At 64.2% G+C, this 17,965-nt stretch carries 18 protein-coding genes and 1 pseudogene; 10 read left to right on the forward strand and 9 right to left on the reverse strand.

Annotated features, from left to right (window positions below):
• Positions 1 to 302 precede the first annotated feature (302 nt).
• The 9 genes and pseudogenes from VI123_RS12340 (at position 303) to VI123_RS12380 (ending at position 7,772) form a co-directional block, all read left to right on the forward strand.
• A complete protein-coding gene (locus VI123_RS12340) occupies positions 303 to 824 on the forward strand; it encodes an LUD domain-containing protein (protein WP_336338364.1) in 522 nt (173 codons plus the stop codon).
• Positions 825 to 826: 2 nt separating this feature from the next.
• On the forward strand, positions 827 to 3,007 hold the full coding sequence (locus VI123_RS12345) for an LUD domain-containing protein (protein WP_336338365.1): 2,181 nt from the start codon (positions 827 to 829) through the stop codon (positions 3,005 to 3,007).
• A 143-nt stretch (positions 3,008 to 3,150) separates the two neighbouring features.
• A pseudogene (locus VI123_RS12350) lies at positions 3,151 to 3,452 on the forward strand (L-rhamnose mutarotase).
• 833 nt (positions 3,453 to 4,285) lie between these two features.
• On the forward strand, positions 4,286 to 4,579 hold the full coding sequence (locus VI123_RS12355) for a YgaP family membrane protein (RefSeq protein ID WP_336338809.1): 294 nt from the start codon (positions 4,286 to 4,288) through the stop codon (positions 4,577 to 4,579).
• Between the two features lie 2 nt (positions 4,580 to 4,581).
• Complete coding sequence (locus tag VI123_RS12360) at positions 4,582 to 5,175, forward strand: class I SAM-dependent methyltransferase (RefSeq protein WP_336338367.1); 594 nt, start codon at positions 4,582 to 4,584, stop codon at positions 5,173 to 5,175.
• 127 nt (positions 5,176 to 5,302) lie between these two features.
• Complete coding sequence (locus tag VI123_RS12365; RefSeq protein ID WP_336338368.1) at positions 5,303 to 5,539, forward strand: sulfurtransferase TusA family protein; 237 nt, start codon at positions 5,303 to 5,305, stop codon at positions 5,537 to 5,539.
• A complete protein-coding gene (locus VI123_RS12370) occupies positions 5,536 to 6,681 on the forward strand; it encodes an NAD(P)/FAD-dependent oxidoreductase (protein ID WP_336338369.1) in 1,146 nt (381 codons plus the stop codon). The genes VI123_RS12365 and VI123_RS12370 overlap by 4 nt, the downstream gene beginning before the upstream one ends.
• Before the next feature lie 2 nt (positions 6,682 to 6,683).
• Positions 6,684 to 7,310 (forward strand): DUF1641 domain-containing protein, encoded by a 627-nt coding sequence (locus tag VI123_RS12375; RefSeq protein ID WP_336338370.1) that lies wholly within the window; start codon positions 6,684 to 6,686, stop codon positions 7,308 to 7,310.
• A gap of 123 nt (positions 7,311 to 7,433) precedes the next feature.
• Positions 7,434 to 7,772 (forward strand): thioredoxin family protein, encoded by a 339-nt coding sequence (locus tag VI123_RS12380; RefSeq protein WP_336338371.1) that lies wholly within the window; start codon positions 7,434 to 7,436, stop codon positions 7,770 to 7,772.
• Positions 7,773 to 7,913: 141 nt separating this feature from the next.
• On the opposite strand, the gene VI123_RS12385 is transcribed toward VI123_RS12380, so the two are convergent.
• The 3 genes from VI123_RS12385 to VI123_RS12395 form a co-directional block, all read right to left on the reverse strand.
• Positions 7,914 to 8,054 (reverse strand): hypothetical protein, encoded by a 141-nt coding sequence (locus tag VI123_RS12385; RefSeq protein WP_336338372.1) that lies wholly within the window; start codon positions 8,052 to 8,054, stop codon positions 7,914 to 7,916.
• A 555-nt stretch (positions 8,055 to 8,609) separates the two neighbouring features.
• The gene (locus VI123_RS12390) at positions 8,610 to 9,827 is read right to left on the reverse strand and encodes a Tm-1-like ATP-binding domain-containing protein (RefSeq protein WP_336338373.1); all 1,218 of its coding nucleotides are present in this window, start codon (positions 9,825 to 9,827) and stop codon (positions 8,610 to 8,612) included.
• Positions 9,828 to 9,855: 28 nt separating this feature from the next.
• The gene (locus VI123_RS12395) at positions 9,856 to 10,692 is read right to left on the reverse strand and encodes a phosphoenolpyruvate hydrolase family protein (RefSeq protein ID WP_336338374.1); all 837 of its coding nucleotides are present in this window, start codon (positions 10,690 to 10,692) and stop codon (positions 9,856 to 9,858) included.
• 178 nt (positions 10,693 to 10,870) lie between these two features.
• On the opposite strand from VI123_RS12395, the gene VI123_RS12400 reads away from it, so the two are divergent.
• On the forward strand, positions 10,871 to 11,281 hold the full coding sequence (locus VI123_RS12400; protein WP_336338375.1) for a cupin domain-containing protein: 411 nt from the start codon (positions 10,871 to 10,873) through the stop codon (positions 11,279 to 11,281).
• Positions 11,282 to 11,289: 8 nt separating this feature from the next.
• Here the strand turns inward: VI123_RS12400 and VI123_RS12405 are convergent, their stop codons facing one another.
• The 6 genes from VI123_RS12405 to VI123_RS12430 form a co-directional block, all read right to left on the reverse strand.
• Positions 11,290 to 12,546 carry a beta-alanine-activating enzyme beta-propeller domain-containing protein gene (locus tag VI123_RS12405; RefSeq protein ID WP_336338376.1) on the reverse strand — a complete coding sequence of 419 codons (1,257 nt, stop codon included), beginning with the start codon at positions 12,544 to 12,546 and terminating at the stop codon, positions 11,290 to 11,292.
• A gap of 64 nt (positions 12,547 to 12,610) precedes the next feature.
• On the reverse strand, positions 12,611 to 13,354 hold the full coding sequence (locus VI123_RS12410) for an ABC transporter ATP-binding protein (RefSeq protein WP_336338377.1): 744 nt from the start codon (positions 13,352 to 13,354) through the stop codon (positions 12,611 to 12,613).
• On the reverse strand, positions 13,351 to 14,112 hold the full coding sequence (locus VI123_RS12415) for an ABC transporter ATP-binding protein (RefSeq protein WP_336338378.1): 762 nt from the start codon (positions 14,110 to 14,112) through the stop codon (positions 13,351 to 13,353). Before VI123_RS12415 ends, VI123_RS12410 begins: the two co-directional genes overlap by 4 nt.
• Positions 14,112 to 15,251, reverse strand: coding sequence for a branched-chain amino acid ABC transporter permease (locus tag VI123_RS12420; protein ID WP_336338379.1), 1,140 nt, complete (start codon positions 15,249 to 15,251; stop codon positions 14,112 to 14,114). Before VI123_RS12420 ends, VI123_RS12415 begins: the two co-directional genes overlap by 1 nt.
• Positions 15,248 to 16,189, reverse strand: coding sequence for a branched-chain amino acid ABC transporter permease (locus tag VI123_RS12425; RefSeq protein ID WP_336338380.1), 942 nt, complete (start codon positions 16,187 to 16,189; stop codon positions 15,248 to 15,250). Before VI123_RS12425 ends, VI123_RS12420 begins: the two co-directional genes overlap by 4 nt.
• A gap of 209 nt (positions 16,190 to 16,398) precedes the next feature.
• Positions 16,399 to 17,805, reverse strand: a complete 1,407-nt coding sequence (locus VI123_RS12430) for a substrate-binding protein (protein WP_336338381.1) — start codon at positions 17,803 to 17,805, stop codon at positions 16,399 to 16,401.
• Positions 17,806 to 17,965: the final 160 nt, after the last annotated feature.

The raw sequence follows: 17,965 nt of genomic DNA on the forward strand, positions 1-17,965 counted from the left end.
TATCTGTGAGTGAATACTCCCAGTATGAAGACAAATATCGTCGTGAATTCTGCGTCGGTATGTCTCGTCATATTGTGGTCAGATACAAGACGTCTCTACATCGAGATGAGGGTGTAGTACAACTAGATTGGACTATTGTCGACTCAGAGAGGTCCATCGGGACGTATGTTCTCTCACCAACCTACAGCAGTCCTACCCCGCAGTAACGGCAGATGGGGTCGTGAGTCTCGCCCGAACATGGTGCTTCGTGTTCGTTTAAGACAAAAAATAAATGATGGTGTGGGTTTTCGGTTAGAACACAGATGGAAAGCAAGCGCGCGTCGTTCGAGGGCGCTCTCAAGGCGTTGGGTGTGACCGTCACCGCCACGACCGAGTCCGAACTCGAAGCGGCTGTGACGGAGGCGATTACCGAGCCCGCGGTCGGGGTCGCTCTCGACGATTCGGTCGGCAGCGAGGCGGTGTCGCTCGCGGAGACGCCGGTCACAGTGGACCCGACACCGGTCGAACTCCGCGAGGCGACCACCGGCGTCACCAGCGCTCAACTCGGCGTCGGCGACTACGGCTCGCTCGTCCTGACGATGACAGAACAGGCCAGCGAACTCGTGAGCCTCTTCGTCGAACGTCACGTCGCCATCCTCCACGAGGCCGACATCCAACCGGACATGGACACCGCAATCGCCGAGCTGGATGAGCGGTTCAACGAAACCGGCGAGAGCGCCATTCTCGCGACCGGACCCAGCGCGACGGCCGACATGGGCGCGCTCGTCAAGGGTGCACACGGACCCAAGGACGTCCACGTCATCCTCGTCGAGGAGGCCGAGTGACCATGTCAAAAGCCGACGAACTCCGCGAACTGATGCGCACCGAGGGCGCCGCAATCGCCCAAAACACACAGGGCTTCAACGACGGCCGCTACGACTCCGTCGCCGACCTGGAAGACTACGAAGACCTGAAATCCCAAGCCCGCGCCATCAAAGAAGACGCCATCGCGGACCTCCCCGAACTCCTCGACCAACTGACCGAAACCGTCGAAGCCAACGGTGGGACGGTCTACATCGCCGACGACGCCGCCGACGCCAACGACTACATCCGCAACGTCGTCGCCGACCGCGACGCCGACCGCGTCGTCAAAAGCAAGTCCATGACCAGCGAGGAAATCGAGGTCAACGACGCGCTCGAAGCCGACGGCGTCGACGTCGTCGAAACCGACCTCGGCGAGTGGGTCCTCCAGGTCGCCGACGAAGCCCCCTCCCACATCGTCGCCCCCGCCATTCACAAATCCCGCGAGAGCATCGCAGAGCTGTTCAACGAGCGCTTCGACCCCGAGGAACCCCTCGAAACCGCCGAGGAACTGACCCACTTTGCCCGCGAAAAGCTCGGTGAGCAGATAATCGACGCCCAGGTCGGCATCACCGGCGCGAACTTCGTCACCGCTGACACCGGGACGATGGCCCTGGTGACCAGCGAGGGCAACGCCCGCAAGACCGTCGCCGCCACCGACACCCACGTCGCCGTCGCCGGTGTCGAGAAAATCATCCCCACCGTCGAAGACCTCCACCCGTTCGTCGAACTCATCGGCCGCTCGGGCACGGGCCAGGACATCACCTCCTACGTCTCACTGCTAACTCCGCCCGTCGACACCCCGGTCGTCGACTTCACCGACGACGAGACACCGCTCTCCGAGTTCGACAACGACCGCGAGTTCCACCTCGTGCTCATCGACAACGGCCGCCTCGACATGCGCGAAGACGACGACCTCCGCGAGACGTTGTACTGCATCCGTTGCTCGGCCTGCTCGAACTCCTGTGCCAACTTCCAGAGCGTCGGCGGCCACGCCTTCGGCGGCGAAACCTATTCCGGCGGCATCGCCACCGGCTGGGAAGCCGGCATCGAAGGCCTCGACACCGCCGCCGAGTTCAACGACCTCTGTACCGGCTGCACCCGCTGTGTGAACGCCTGCCCGGTCGGCATCGACATCCCCTGGATAAACACCGTCGTCCGCGACCGCATCAACCGTGACAAAGACACCCCCGGCGACTGGCTCGTCGACGGCCTTACGCCCGACCAAGAAGACGGCGGCGCGCCCCTCCAGAAACGCTTCTTCGGCAACTTCGAGACGATAGCGAAACTCGGCAGCGCCACCGCCCCGGTGTCGAACTGGCTCGCCGACACGAGCGTCTCGCGCCAGGCCATGGAACGCGTGCTGGGTATCGACCCACGACGCGACCTCCCGACCTTCGAGCGCGAGACGCTCGTCGAGTGGTTCGAAACGCGGGAATCACAGGTCGAAGACCCCGACCGCCGGGCGGTGCTGTACCCCGACCTCTACACGAACCACGTCCAGGTCGACCGTGGCAAAGCCGCCGTGAAGGTGCTCGAAGCGCTGGGAGTCGACGTGGTCGTGCCGCCGACGGCGTCTAGCGGCCGCGCGCCCCTGTCACAGGGAATGGTTGCGACGGCGACCGACCACGCCGAACGGGTCGTCGACGCCCTCGCCCCACATATCGACGACGGGCGAGACGTGGTCGTCGTCGAACCCAGCGACCACGCGATGTTCACGCGCGAGTACGAACGACTCCTCAACGACCGAGCGTTTACCGACCTCGCTGAGAACAGCTACGAGGTGTTCGAGTACGTCTACGGCCTGCTCGACAACGGGGCCGACGTGGGCGCTCTCTCGACCGTCGAGGGTGGCGAAATCGCCTACCACAGCCACTGCCAGCAACGAACGCTCGGCCTAGAAGCCCACACAGTCGCCGTCCTGGAAGACTGTGGCTACGACGTGACCACGTCCGACGTGGAGTGTTGCGGCATGGCCGGGAGTTTCGGCTACAAGTCCGACTACTACGAACTCAGCATGGACGTCGGCGACCGACTCCGGACGCAACTGCGCGAGGACGGCGTCGAGGAGCGACCCGTCGTCGCCAGCGGCACCTCCTGTCTCGAACAGATCGACGCGCTCCTCGAACGCCAGCCGCGCCACCCCATCGAACTGCTGGCCGAATAGAACCGGACCACCCTCGCGGGAGGTCCAATCGGACGTGCCACGGGAAGGATTTGTCGGGAAGTCACATCCGCCGGCTCGCCGGTCGGACTCCCAAACCGTATCGAAAAAGCACTAAGCCGAGCGCCGGTGAACTGGGTCGGTGTATGGCGCGAATAGCGTTCCACCTCCGTATCGAGGACGGCAGCGCGAGGCGTACCGAGAAGAGCACGAGAACGTACCCGAGGCGCTGGAGGCGGCCTACCTCGACTCCGGCGCAGGTATCGAGACGTACAGCGTCTTCGAGAAAGACGGCCACGTCTTCGGATTTCTCGACGTAGAGAACCCAGAAGTCGTCAAAGAGGTCATGGCCGAGAGCGACGCGCAAGCGGACTGGGACGAGGTGATGGCCCCTATCCTCGTCGACACGGACGACCAGTGGATGGACGAAGTGTATCGGATGGTGTGACCCAGGCTGTCAGGTAGCCGGCGTCGACCGCAATCCACTCCCCGGTCATTTTCGTTTTCGAGAAAGGGAACCTCGCCCCCACCAGGAATCCGATAATACCGGAGAGGGACCATCCACCGACTGGGTGTGACTACAGACAGAAGAATCCCTGGTAACACACTAAATACGGGCTGAGCGACGATAGAGACAGTCAGGAACCGAGTGATACCATCAGCTCGTAATCTAATTCAGATAGACAGCCATACCGCCATTCGAGAGCATCCGATATTGGCGGAAAGCTTACCACAGTAACTCAAAATCGGGTCCGGATGTCGAGACAGGGCCTAATGGCCAGTGCTATCGTAGCGCATGTAACGAACCACTGTCTCGGCGCAAGAGGTGATTCACGGGCAGCAAGTAACCAAACGATGGGAACAGTCCGCACACGAGGTGGTACGTCACTCCATAGAACTCCTCCGCAGTAACCGTGGTCTGGAAAATACTATCATAGTAGCAGACGACTGTCTCCGGTAGTAGCGGATAGGGTTCTCGCTACTACCGTATGGAATCTAGATTGTACGTGGCGTCTCGTCAACAAAAATATAACAGATGTACTCGTGTTATCCATCGCGTTTTACCAGGGCTAGCTCAGAGAATACCTGTCGGTTCGCGTTCTGAGGGTATCAAACAGCTATATAGACTCATTATTTGCTTGATATGATTGTTTTTCGGCTCGCAGGACCTAATTTTTGATTGGGATTGTAAATATACACTTTTTACATGTTTTCCACGCGTTTTATATTTATATAACGAAGTAATACGACTATATTGGACCAGTGGCGCGTCGAGACGTGATGGAGTGGCTGTCAGAGTGTCTCCAGCATCAGGCCGCCCGTCGGGAAAGACTTAGGTATCTTTATTGTGTACTTGTGGATATAAAGCACAATATTGGAGTGACAGACAGGCGGACTCGGATTATCGTGGGACTCGCAGTGGGGGTCATCGGTATGGCCACACTCGGCGGGCTCTTGGAGTTGGGGATGGTGGTTGGCACGATTCTGGCTGCAGCGGCCCTCATCCTCGTCGGGACTGGACTCGTTCGAGTGTGTCCCCTGTACCGTCTGCTGGGCATCGACACATCCCGATAGCGATGGAGCGGTTCCAGAACACCGGCCAGCCCGACTGGGACTGGTGGAGCAAGCTCTGGCCGACGCCCGGTGCGACACTTCGGAGCCTCGGCATCGGGGCTGACGAATCGGTCGCCGAAGTGGGATGCGGAAGCGGGTACTTCGCGTTGCCGGCCGCCCGTATCGTCGAGCCCGGATCGGTGTACGCGCTGGACCTCGACGAGGAACTACTCGCCGAACTGGAGCACCTCGCAGACCAGCAGGACATCGAGAACGTCGTCCCGGTTCACGGCGACGCGCGTAACCTGACCGCAGTCCTCCCGGAACGTGTCGACACACTGGTCGTAGCAAACACGTTCCACGGAATCGACGACCAGGCGGGGTTCGTCCGGAACGCCTTCCAAGTAATCGAACCCGGCGGGGAGCTGGCAATCATCAACTGGCACGAGCGGCCGCGCGAAACGACGACCGTGGAGGCAGAGCCCCGTGGGCCCCCGACGGGACGTCGAATGACGCCCGGAGACACCCAAGAGACCGTGCGTTCGGCGTCGGAGTTCGTGTTCCGTCGGCATGTTGATCTCCCACCGTATCACTACGGGCTCGTGTTCGAGCGGTAAGCCTCCCGCGTTCCTGAGAGTCTCCAGCTCCCGCTCATTGACCGTCCTGTATGGGGGTTTTCACAATCTTGGAATATTCACACAATACTAATACAGTCGAGCACCAACTACCGACTGTGAGATATCTATGACCGACATCGAACCTGACGAGACCGTCGATGCCAGAGGCGCGGCCTGTCCTGGTCCATTGATGGACCTCATCGGAAAGGTCCGGAGTGCCGAATCCGGCGACGTGGTCCGGCTCCTGAGCGACAACGACCAGTCACTCACGGACGTCCCCGAATGGACTGACGAAGCCGGCAACGAGCTGATAGCTGTCGAGGAGCGCGATGACTACAATGCGTTCTACGTGGAGAAAGCATGACCGAGCACGTCGTCATCCTCGGCGGCGGGACCGGTGGAACTGTCCTCGCGAACGACCTCGCGGACCGGCTTGAACCGGAGCTCGACACCGGTGACGTCCGCGTCACGCTAGTAAACGACGACCCCGAGCACGTCTATAAACCGGTCTGGCTGTACGTCCCGTTCGGCCAACGCGAACCGGACGATGGGCGGCGTCCGCTCGACGAGCTGGTCGCCGACGCAGTCGACCTGCAACTCGACCGCGTGTCCGACATCGACACCGAGGCCCAGCGGCTCCAGTTCGACGGGAGTGCCGGCTCGGTCGGCTACGACTACCTCGTAGTGGCGACCGGGTCGACGCTGCAGCCCGACCGGATTCCCGGTCTCCGGGAGGGCGGACACGACTACTACAGCGAGTCGGGGGCAACCGAACTGCGCGATGAACTGCTGGCGTTCACGGAGGGCGACCTGGTGTTGAGCGTCATCGGGACGCCGCACATGTGTCCGGCGGCGCCACTCGAGTTCGTGATGATGGCCGACGACTGGTTCCGCGAGCGCGGTCTCCGCGAGGAGGTCGATATCACGTACACGTACCCGATTCAGCGCGTCCACGGGAACCCCCACATCGCCGAGTGGGCGCGCCCCATCATGGAAGAACGCGATATCGAGGTGGAGACGTTCTTCAACGCCGAGTCGGTCGACCCCGAGGCGGAGACCATCACGTCGATGGAGGGGACCGAACTCGACTACGACCTCCTCGTGACGATTCCACCCCACGCCGGCACCGACCTGGTCGAGGCGGCTGGCCTCGGCGACGACGGCTGGGTCGACGTCGACAAGCACACGCTCGAAGCCGAGGCCGCCGAGAACGTCTACGCGCTCGGCGACGCCGCCGCCACCGGCGTCCCCAACGCGGGCAGCGTCGCTCACTACCAGGCCGGCGTCGTCGGGCAGCGCCTCGCCAGCGAGATTCGGGGCCGTCCGGCGACGGCAACCTACGACGGGAAGACGCTGTGCTTCATCGAGACGGGGATGGACGCGGCGTCGTTCGTCGAGTTCGACTACGAGTCGCCCCCGTCGCCCGCGCCGCCGTCGGAGAAGCTCCACTGGTCGAAGCTGGCGTACAACGAGTCCTACTGGCTCACTGCGCGAGGTCTGCTCTGACCATGTCCGAGGAACGGGTATCCGAACGGACCGAGCTCGAATCGGCAATCGAACAGAACCCCGAAGCTGTTGCCGATTTCGTGGACCGCCTCGACGCCGTCAACGAGCTACTGGCCGTGCTCTCGCTGGGCGAGAGCGCGCTCGACGACGAGATGGTCCGGGAGCTATCGGCGACGGGGGCGACGCTGGCAGAGTCCGCCGACGGGCTTGCGACCGACGAGACCGTGGCGCTGGCCGAGCGAATCGGCGAGAACGGCGACGACCTGCGTGCGGCACTCGACACGCTGCTGGCGCTCCAGCGGAGCGGCACGCTCGACGAACTGGCCGAACTCGCCGAGGTCGGGTCGCTGGCGTCCGCGGCGCTCAACGACGAGATGGTCACGTCGCTGGCCGGCACCGGAGCCGGAGTCGGCGAACTCGCACAGACGGCGTCGGACGACGACACTCGTGCTGGCATCGAAACCCTGCTAGAGGGCCTCGGTGACGCGGAGCGGAAATCGCCAGAGCAGGTCGGGGCTGTCGGCCTGCTTCGCGGGCTGCGTGACCCGGATGTCCAGTACGGGCTGGGCTATCTGCTGGCGCTTGCAGGCGCGGTCGGTCGGGAACGGACCGACGGTCGGTCCCAGTAACGGCCAACCGCTGGCCCGTCTCCCGTGGCGATATGTCTCCCACCAGTCGAATTTCTCACAGTCACAATATAGTCTTGTTCAATATGCACAAGTCTATTAAACCCTCAGCGCGTAGAGTGTACAATGGCAATCGAGATACCGGAGACAGGGAGTGTGATTTCGCTTGGCGACGATGATATCGAATCGGTCGTCGGGGACACCGGCCTCACCCTCGTAGAGTTCTTTACGGAGTGGTGTGGCACGTGCCAGCGAATGAAGCCGACGCTCGAAACGCTCGCAGTAGACACGGATGCGACAGTCGTGACGGTCGACATCGAATCGCACCTCGAAACCGCGATCAAGTTCGGTGCCCAGAGCACGCCCACGTTCGTTCTGTTCGCTGACGGCCAGCCGGTGAAACAGCTCCGGGGCGGCCAAACCGAGCAGTCACTCCGCGAACTGATAGCTACGTACAGTGACTAACGCCCGGATGACGAGCGGTTCCACCCACCAGACTTCGCGCTGACACGCCGGACGCCACAGTGGGCGCGTGTACTGTTGTGGCGCAGACAAGTACGATGTTCTTGCCGAGCGGGGCAGTCCCCGGCTCGCGGCCGTTTGAGGCTAGTCCTGTCTCCCGTAGAGAATCTGGAGTGCTTCGCGCAGGTGGTAGAGAACCTCGTCGTCCTCCGCGTGCTCGTAGGCTTCCCGGAGGTGTCGCTCGATGGGCTGGTCGGCCTTCGCCTGGCCACGTTCCGAGTGCATATTTATTCACACGTCTAACATTTAATGAAGCTATTGATTCCTGCACATTACGTGTGAAAACGGCGTTCCGAGTGGGTGGCCGAAACGAGTCGCCGGCGTGTGTGGCGACGTGTCGTCCTCAGCAAGAAGATGCCAGGTAGTTAGAAAACCAGATAGCACGTGATATGGCGGGACGTGCCGCGACGACGGACGGACGGAACGTGCCACCATCCCGTCGAGTCGTGACTGAATACCGTACGTGCGGAAGACCAGCGACTCACGGGGCCACAAATCAGTGGCAAAAGCTAACAAAGAGAGACAAAGACGACTCACAGTGTTCCGTTTACGCCTCAGTGGAGGGGAAATGGATTCAAATATTAGGTATACGGTGTGTTTTTCGTGATGAGCGAACCCGGATTTGGCCCAAAAGCGTATATCTGAAGGAAATACGGGGCGTCCCTGGTATATTCCGGGACCATCCCCGTCCGGCGTCACCGGACTCGGACCGGTCAGTGGCGGCGGCCGTCGTCGGTCGTCCGCTATCGTCACGAGCGCCGAGTGGCCGGGCCCCTGGAATCAGTTGCGTGTGGTATCGCGCATGTACGCGTCGAGTTGCTCCGCAAGCAGCCGTGCGAACGCCTCGTCGTTGATGTCGGCCTCGGACTCGATGAGTTCGACCGACTCGTCGACGTTGGCACGGAGCGCGTCGAACAGCGCCGCGTCGGCCTCGGGGTCGTCGAACGCCGCACCGTCTTCGTCGAGCATCGAGACGCTGCCCAGCGGAAGCGCGAGCGCCGTCGGCCCGGTCGCGTCGTTGAGCTTCGCCGCGATAATCCGCCCGAGTTCGGCGTTCTCCTCGGGCGTCGTCCGCATCAGCGTCACCTGGGGGTTGTGAACGTGGAATGTCCGGCCCTCGAACTCGTCCGGCACGGAATCGCGCGGGCCGAAGTTGACCATGTCGAGCGCGCCGGGGGCGACGACCTGCGGGACCCCCATCTCGGCTGCGGCGTCGAGTCGGTCAGGACCGGCAGAGAGGACTCCGCCGACGAGTTCGTCCGCCCACTCCGTCGTCGTCACGTCGAGGACGCCGTCGATGACGCCCTCGCGAATCAGGTTCTCCATCGCTCGGCCGCCGGTCCCGGTCGCGTGGAAGACGATGGTCTCGTACCCACGGTCCTCCAGCACCTCCCGTGCCGCCTGGACGCACGGGGTGGTGACGCCGAACATCGTGAGGCCGATTGTCGGCTTGTCCGACAGCTCCACGCCGGGGTCGTTGGCGACCATGCCCACCATCGCCAGCGCCGCGTTGGCGATGACCGTCCGCGAGAGCTGGTTCAGCCCCTCGATGTCGGCGACGGAGTACAGCATCGCGATGTCGGTGGCCCCGACGTAGGGCTCGGTGTCGCCCGAGGCCATCGTCGAGACCATGAGTTTCGGGACGCCCACGGGCAGGGCACGCATCGCGCTCGTGGCGATAGACGTGTTCCCCGACCCGCCGAGGCCGAGGATACCATCGAGGGTGCCCGCCTCGTGGAGCCGCGACGCGATGGCCGCCGCGCCGTCGCCCATGACCTCCATCGCCACGCCACGGTCCCCGTCCTCGCGGAGCGAGTCGAGCGACGACCCCCCGGCCTCCGCGACCTCCGCCGCGGTGGTGTCCGGATCGATTTCCGGGTCGCCCATCACGCCCACGTCCATCACGTGGACGTCGACGCCCTGGGCCTCCATGACGTCGCGTGCGAAGCCGATTTCCTCGCCTTTCGTATCGAGCGTGCCGACGATGACGACGCTCATCGCGGCCACCCCGCTCGTGTCGGTCGGCTCATGAGACGGTGATGTCCTTGAACTCGCGTGCCTGCTTCTCGATTGCGTCCTCGGTGGCGAGGCGCTCGATGCTGGACGCGCCGAAGAAGCCGACGACGCCCTCGGTGTTGTCGAGGACGTACTGGGCGTCCTCGGGCCAGGCGATGGGGCCGCCGTGGCAGATGACCATCACGTCGTCGTCGACGCTCTTGGCGGCGTCATGGTGGGCCTGCACGCGCTCGGCGGCCTCGTCCAGGCTCAGGGCGGTCTCCGCCCCGATGTCGCCCGAGGTGGTCAGGCCCATGTGCGAGACGACGACGTCGGCACCCGCCTCGGTCATCTCGCGGGCCTGGGCCTCGTTGAAGACGTACGGACAGGTGAGCATCCCCTGGTCGCTGGCCTCCCGAATCATCTCGACCTCCTTGTCGTAGCCCATCCCGGTCTCTTCGAGGTTCTTCCGGAAGGAACTGTCCTCGTCGATGAGGCCGACCGTGGGGAAGTTCTGGACGCCCGAGAATCCGCGACGCCGGAGGTCCTCGATAAAGACGTCCATCTCGCGGAACGGGTCGGTGCCGTTGACGCCCGCCAGGACCGGTGTGTCCTCGACGACCGGCAGGACCTCCTGGCCCATCTCCAGGACGATTTCGTTGGCGTCGCCGTACGAGAGCAAGCCCGCCAGCGACCCGCGGCCGTTCATCCGGTACCGCCCCGAGTTGTAGATGATGAGCAGGTCGACGCCGCCGCGTTCCGCGAACTTCGCCGAGATTCCCGTCCCCGCTCCCGCCCCGATGACCGGTTCGTCGTTCTGTACAGTCGACTCTAACCGCTCTAGAGACTCGGTTCGTGCGAACTCCATGGTACGTTGAAACAAACGACAGAAGCCCTAATCAAGATTGGGGTTCGGACCCGGACCGCCGGTGCGAGTCGCCCGCTCAGCCCCGCCTTTCGGTCCCGGACTCCAGTCCCGCGTTCCGGTCCCGACCGTCCACCCAACCACAATATTTAATATATCTTGCTGTTCGGTACCATACGCTATGGTAGCAGACCAGCGATTCGTCCAGCCAGACGACGTCGAGACGATACAGCTAGACTGGGGGACCCTGAAGTGGATGAACGCCCCCGACGTCACCGGCTCCGAAGGGTTCAGCGCCGGCATCGTACTCCTCGAACCGGGGAAGGGACACGAGCGACACACACATCCGGATAGCGAGGAGATACTCTACTTCCTCAGCGGCGAGGGCGAACAGACCGTCGCCGACGAGGAGCGGACCGTCAGCGCGGGCGAGATGGTCTACATCCCGGCGGGCGTCGAACACAGCACGATGAACACGTCGTGGGAGCCGCTCCGGTTCATCGCCGCCTACTGTCCCCCCGGCCCGGAAGCCGAGATACGGGACCTCGACGAGGCGACGGTGTACCCACCCGGTGAGGTCCCCGAGGCGTAGACCGGGCGCTACTCGAGGGCGTACACTGTCGCGTCGGTCCCGCCGAAGTACAGCCGCCCGTCGAGGAGCGCCGGACTGGAGCCGACGCCCCGGGCCCCGACCTCGAAGAACCACTCCTCCTCGCCGCCGGTCGTCAGCGCGTGCACCCCCACGTCGTCGCCGTCGGTCTGCCTGTGACTCCCGACGTAGAGGCGCTCCCCCGTCACGGCCGGGCTGCTGCCGACCTCCAGGGCCGGCGTTTCGAAGGCCCACTCCTCGGTCCCGTCCGTGCGGTCGAACCGGAATATCTTCGCGTAGTTCGTCGTGGGGTCGTCGAGCGTGTTGTACGGCGTGTGGCCGACGTACACCGCGCCTTCGTCGACCGCGACGGACCCCGAGATGTACCGCCCGGCCGTGTCCGCGAGCCACTCCTGGTCCCCCGTCGCCGCGTCGACGGCGTGGACGTTCCCGTTCCAGTCGGTGATGTACACTGTCCCGTACGCGACGGCCGGGCTCGACCATATCATGTCCCGGGTCTCGTAGGTCCACGTCACGTCGCCCGTCATCGGGTCCAGTGCGTAGAGGACGCCGTCCGACGCGCCGATGTACACGGACTCGTCGGTGATGGCCGGGCTGCTCACGACCTCGGTGCCGACCTCGTGGCGCCACTCCGTCTCCCCCGTCGCCGCGTCGAGCGAGTATATCCAGCCGTTCTCTGGAACGTCGTTCTCGTCGGCGTACCACGCACACGCGAGATTGTGGCAGCCGACGCCGACGACGACCGAACCGTCCCACACCGTCGGACTCCCCCGAATCAGGCCGCCGAACGCCCGGGACCACCGCTCCTGCCCGCCGGCCGCGTCGACGGCGTAGAGGTGCTTGTCGTAGGACCCGACGTAGACGGTCCCGTCGCTGTAGGCCGGCGTCGCCTCGATGCGGTGCTGTGTCGGGAAGGCCCACTGCTCGGTCCCCGTCGCGGCGTCGAGCGCGTACAGCGAGTTGTCCGCACTGCCGATGTAGACGGTCCCGTCCGCCACGACCGGGCTCCCCCAGAACGGGCCGTCGGCCTCGTGGGTCCAGCGGACCGACGGACTCGCCCCGAGCGACGAGGCGCCGCCGGTGTAACCGGTGTTGTACCGGCCGCCCCGGAACGTCGGCCACGACGTTCTCGGTTCGGTGACCGGGTGCTCGGCGGGGACGGTACCCGGGCTCTGACATCCGGCGGCGACGGTGACTGCGGCTGTCGAGAGCGAGGCCAGGAACTGCCGTCGGTTGCTGTTCGCCATCTATCCGAAGTATAGACGCTGAGAAAATAATGCTGTCGGCTGTCCCCGTCCGCGGGCCCCGAAGTCAGACGACGAGGTACTCGTCGAGGTCCTCGTTTTCGAGCTGGTCGACCGTCCCCTCGTAGACGATGTCGCCCTGGTCGAGGACGTAGCCGCGGTCGGCGACACGGAGCGCCTCGCGGACGTTCTGCTCGATGAGCAGCACCGTCAGGCCCCGCTCGGCGATTTCGTCGATGGAGTCGCCGACCGTCCGGACTATCTGTGGGGCCAGCCCCTCGGTCGGCTCGTCCAGGAGCAGTAGCTCCAGGTCCGGCAACCGGAGCGTGCGGGCAATCGACAGCATCTGCTGTTCGCCACCCGAGAGCGTGCCGGCCTCCTGCTCCCGGCGCTCCTCTAGTCGGGGGAACAGGTCGTAGAGTTCCCCGAGCGTCATCGTGCTGTCGTCGCCACCGAGTCCGCGGCGGCGGATGGTGTTCCACCAGCCACGCGTAATCTTGGACATCTGGAGGTTCTCCTCGACGGTGAGTTCGGTGAACAGGCGACGGCCCTCGGGGACGACGCCGATGCCGCCCATCGCAACGTCGTCGGCGGGCCAGTCCGTGATGTCCGTCCCGTCGAAGCGGACGGTGCCCGAGCGGACCGCCGGCGGTTCGGTCCCGGCGATGCTCCGGACGGTCGTCGTCTTGCCGGCACCGTTCCGTCCGAGCAGCGTGACGATTTCGCCCCGTTCGATGCTGAACGAGACGCCTCGCAGGATGTGGCTCGGGCCGTAGTAGGCGTGAACGTCGTCGAGGCGCAGCAGGCTCACGCCTCCTCACCCCCGCCGAGGTAGGCCTCGCGGACGGCCGGGTGCTCCCTGATTTCCTCCGGCGTCCCGCGGGCGATGAGCGACCCCTGGTGGAGCGTGAAGATGCGGTCGGAGACGTCGAAGACGATGTCCATGTCGTGTTCGACGAGGAATATCGTCATCCCCCACTCCGTCAGGAGGTCGCCGACGAGGTCCACCGTCATCTCGGTCTCCGCCGGGGACATCCCGGCCGTCGGCTCGTCCATGAACAGCAGGTCGGGGTCGGTCGCGAGCCCGATAGCGACTTCGAGCCGTCGCTTGTCGCCGTACGGGAGCGACTGGGCGTCCATGCCGGCCTTCGAATCGAGCCCGATGGTCTCCAATATGTCGTCGGTCTGTGCCTGCACTTCCTCGAAGGAGTCCCGGCGACGCAGGAAGTTTATCCGGAACGAGCCGTGTTCCGCCGCGAACGACGCGACCTGGATGTTCTCACGGACCGTGAGCTCCGGCAGAATCGACGCGGTCTGGAACGACCGGCCGACCCCGAGCTGTGCGATTTCGAAGGGTTCCATCCCGACGAGGTCGGTCCCGGCGTAGTAGACGTCCCCTCGCGTCGGCGACAGCTGCCCCGTTATCGTGTTGATGAGCGTCGACTTCCCAGCGCCGTTGGGGCCGATGAGCGACACCAGTTCGCCCTCCTCGACGGACATCGTCACGTCGTCGAGCGCCGTGAGGCCGCCGAACTCCTTGGTCAGCCCTTTGGTTTCGAGCAGCGCCATCACCGCTCACCCCCGGGGACCAGGTCGGAGAGTCGCCGTCGCGTCTTCGCCACCAGTTCCTTCGGGTCCCGGAGCGCCCGGACGAAGTCGGTGAGCATCCCCCAGATGCCGTCGGGATAGACCCACACGACCGCGGTAAAGGACAGCGCCAGCAGGAGCAGCCAGTAGTTCCCGAGCGTGGGGAACCCGTTGACGATGCCCTTGAAGTAGAAGAAGACGAACGTCCCGATGACGGGTCCGGCGAGCGTTCCCAGCCCGCCCAGGACCGTCATCACGACGATGTCGCCGCTGACCGACCAGTAGAGGCGCTCGACGCCGGCGAACTGGGTGTTGACGGCCATCAGGCCCCCGGCGAGGCCCACGATGGCCGCCGAGAGGAGGAACGCCGCGAACTTGTAGCGCCAGACGTCGAGGCCGACGAACGCCGTCCGCGTCTCGTTTTCCCGGATAGACTTGAATATCAGCCCGTAGGGCGACTTGCGGATGCGCGTGATGAGCGCGACGACGGCGACGAAGAAGACCCCGATGAAGATGTAGAGGTTGTTCACCACGAGCATCCCGAGGAGGCCGCCGTACTCGTGCTCCAGGTCGACGATGCCCAAGAGCGGCATGCGTGGGATGTCGAGCCCGTTGATGCCCTGGGTTATTTCGACCAGCGGCTCCCGGGAGAGGAAGTAGAGGAACTGGGCGATAGCGAGCGCGACGATGGAGAAGTACACGGTGTGGAGACGCAGCAGTATCAGCGCCGCCACCACGCCGAGCGCGACCGCGGCGAGAACCCCCACGAGCACGACCAAGAGCGGCTCGTTGTAGACGTGAATCGCGAACAGGGCCGCGGCGTAGCTCGCCGTGCCGAAGAACATCGCGTGGCCGAAGGAGAGGAGCCCGGTCTGGCCGAGGAGGAGGTTGAAGCCGAGAGCGAAGATGGACCAGATGAGGATGGTCATCGCCAGGCCGTGATAGCCCCTGAAGATGTCCGAGACGACAGGTGCGCGACCGAACGCGTAAGAAAACAGGAGGACGAACAGGACCGACGAGAGGACGACGAACCGCTCGGTGTGTTTGATGCGGTTCCACGTCTCCCAGCTGAGCAGCGTCGAGTCGCCGGCGACGCTGTTGCGAATCGTGTCGATACTCATTGGCCGACCTCCGTCGACGGGTAGATACCGTTCGGCCTGAGCGACAGGACGACGATGGCGAGCAGGTAGATGCTAGCGCGGGTCATGCTCGGGACGAGTTCGGTGGCCGTCGCGAAGAAGAGGCCGGCCAGGAGCGCGCCGACCACGGTCCCCCTGAGGCTGCCGACGCCGCCCATGATGACGATGACCAGCGACGGGATGATTATCTCCATGCCGATGCCGGAGGTGACGTTGAACAGCGACCCCCCGAGGACGCCGGCCAGACCCGCGTACGCGGACCCGACGGCGAATATCAGCAGGAACGGCCGGCCGACCCGGATGCCGAGCATCTGGGCCATCTCCGAGTCCTCGGTCCCGGCACGCACGGCCAGGCCGTACTCGGTATACTTGAAGAACGCGAAGATAGCCAGGATGAACAGGACCGTGAGCGCGACGACGAGCACGCGTATCGTCGACGCCGCGCTCATGCCGGGTGGCGTGCCGATGGCGGGAAGGGATATCGCGCCGGTGAGCCACTCGGGACGGGGGTAGATGGTCCCCGTCCGACCGAAGATGATGGCGACGAACTCCTGGGCCGCGATGAGGATGCCGAAGGTCACCAGCAGCTGGTCGAGCAGGTCGCGCTCGTAGAACGGCTTGGCGATGAACCGCTCCATGACGATACCGAGGACGAAGACGATGACCGGGGTCAGTAGCAGCGCCGGGATGAATCCCCAGCCGAGTCCGACCTGGCCCGCATCGCTCAACAGTCCGCCGTACTGGTTGGTCGACGCGATGAGCAGACCGATGTACGCACCGGCGAGGTACAGCACGCCGTGAGCCATGTTCACGTATTTGAGCGACCCGAACACGATAGAGAGCCCGACCGCGACGAGCAGGTACAGGGACGCGACGCTCAAGGCGATGAACAGGAAGCCGACGATGCCGTCGATACTCATGTTTGCCACTCCGGTACAAGTGTGCGTGTTCGTCTCATGTGTGCGGTTAGTATTGCAACCATCAGGTATGTTAACGTTGTGCTTTGATGAACGACGGGGGCGGAACCACGTCGGGTCGGAGCGCCGTCGGTTGCCGGCGAGCCACCGCAGTCGGGGCTGGACGGCGGCCCGGCGTCCGGTCGTCGGCGCGGTCCGTCGCTGGCCGTTCGTTACTCGTCGCCGTAGGGGTTGTCGCCCATCGCGCAGTTCGACGCCGGGAACGAGCTACACTCGTAGACGAGCGGGTCGGTCGTCTCGACGATTTCCGTCCGGATGCCGAGTTCCTCGGCGCGGTCGTCGCTGACGCCCTGGACGAGGTACCACGGCCGCTCGACCTGGTGGTCGCAGACCCGGAACGCCGAATCGCCCCACGCGAGGCTCCAATCGAACTCTTCGAGCGTTCTGACGACGGTGGGCGGGTGGAACGTGCCGGCCTCCTCGACCGCGGCCGCGTAGACCATCATCGACTCGTAGGTGTGCATCGAACTCTGGTTGGGCGTCTCGTCGTACTCCTGTCGGTACGACTCGACGAACACCTGGCTGGGCTCGTTGTCCGCGTTGGGATTCCACGGCTCCATCCCGAGGACGCCCTCCGCGTCCGCGCCGAGCGGGTCGAGCGTGAACGCGCTGACGTGTGGAATGATGACGTCGACGTCGTCGGTCAGGCCGGCGTCGCGCAACTGTGCGAGGCCGCTGGCGGCGAAGTTGCCGAAGCTGGAGAAGTACAGCGTGTCGGCCCCGGAGTCTTCGAGGGCCTGTATCTGGGAGCTGTGGTCGGTCTCGCCCTCCGCGATGGCGGCGCCGCCGGCGTCCTCCCACGGCCCCTGTTCGGTGAGGTACTTGCGGGCGGCGTCGCGGTTCGACTGCCCGTAGGAGTAGTCCATGTAGATGTGGAACAGCGACCGGTCCTCGCCGAGCACGGACGGGGCGGCCTCGCCCATCGCCATCCCGATTATCTCCGCGTGGAACGTCGGGTGGAAGTAGTACCGCGAGCAGTTCTCGCCGGAGATGCCCGCCGAAGTGGAGTTGCCCCCCATGAACGGCACTTTCTCGCGCTGGGCGACGTTCTGCATCGCCATCGTCACCGTACTGGACATGCCGCCCGTCCAGAACTGGATGTTGTCCCGCTGAATCATCCGGTCGATGTTGTCCTGTGCCGTGTCAGCACTTCCCGCGGTGTCGGCCTTCGTCGGTTCGACCTGGTAGCCCATGATGCCGCCGCCGTTCAGCCGGTCCCAGTAGTCGACGAGGCCCCCGCCGTCGTTGAGGTGTGTGACCGCCAGGTCGAACCCCTTCTCCTGGTCCTGCCCGTCGGGACCTAGCGCCCCGGAAGTCGGCCCATTGAACCCGATGGAGACCGTATCGCCCTCGGGCGGGAAGTTCCCGATAGCGGCGTACTGTGTCCCGCCGTCGCCGCCGCTGCTGTCCCCGTTCCCGGTGCTGCCACCACCGCCACCGCCGTCGCTGCCCCCGTCACCACCCGAACAGCCGGCGAGGCCGGCGGCGATGCCAGCGGTGCCGATTGCTTTCAGATAGCTTCGCCTGGACCCGTCCACCGCGTCTTCGTCTCTGGTCATAGTTGAAACGTCCATGATAGAATGGTATAACAATCTATTTAAAACTTCTGCTATATTAATGATGTTAGATACGTTCCGAACGCGAAGCACTGCGTGCCGCGGCTGAGTTGCATGAGAGTTATCCACAAACAATCATTTTGTTTTCGCGTCTGTCCCGCGG

The sequence above is a fragment of the Haloarcula sp. DT43 genome (assembly GCF_037078405.1).
In the GTDB taxonomy this organism is placed as follows: domain Archaea; phylum Halobacteriota; class Halobacteria; order Halobacteriales; family Haloarculaceae; genus Haloarcula; species Haloarcula brevis.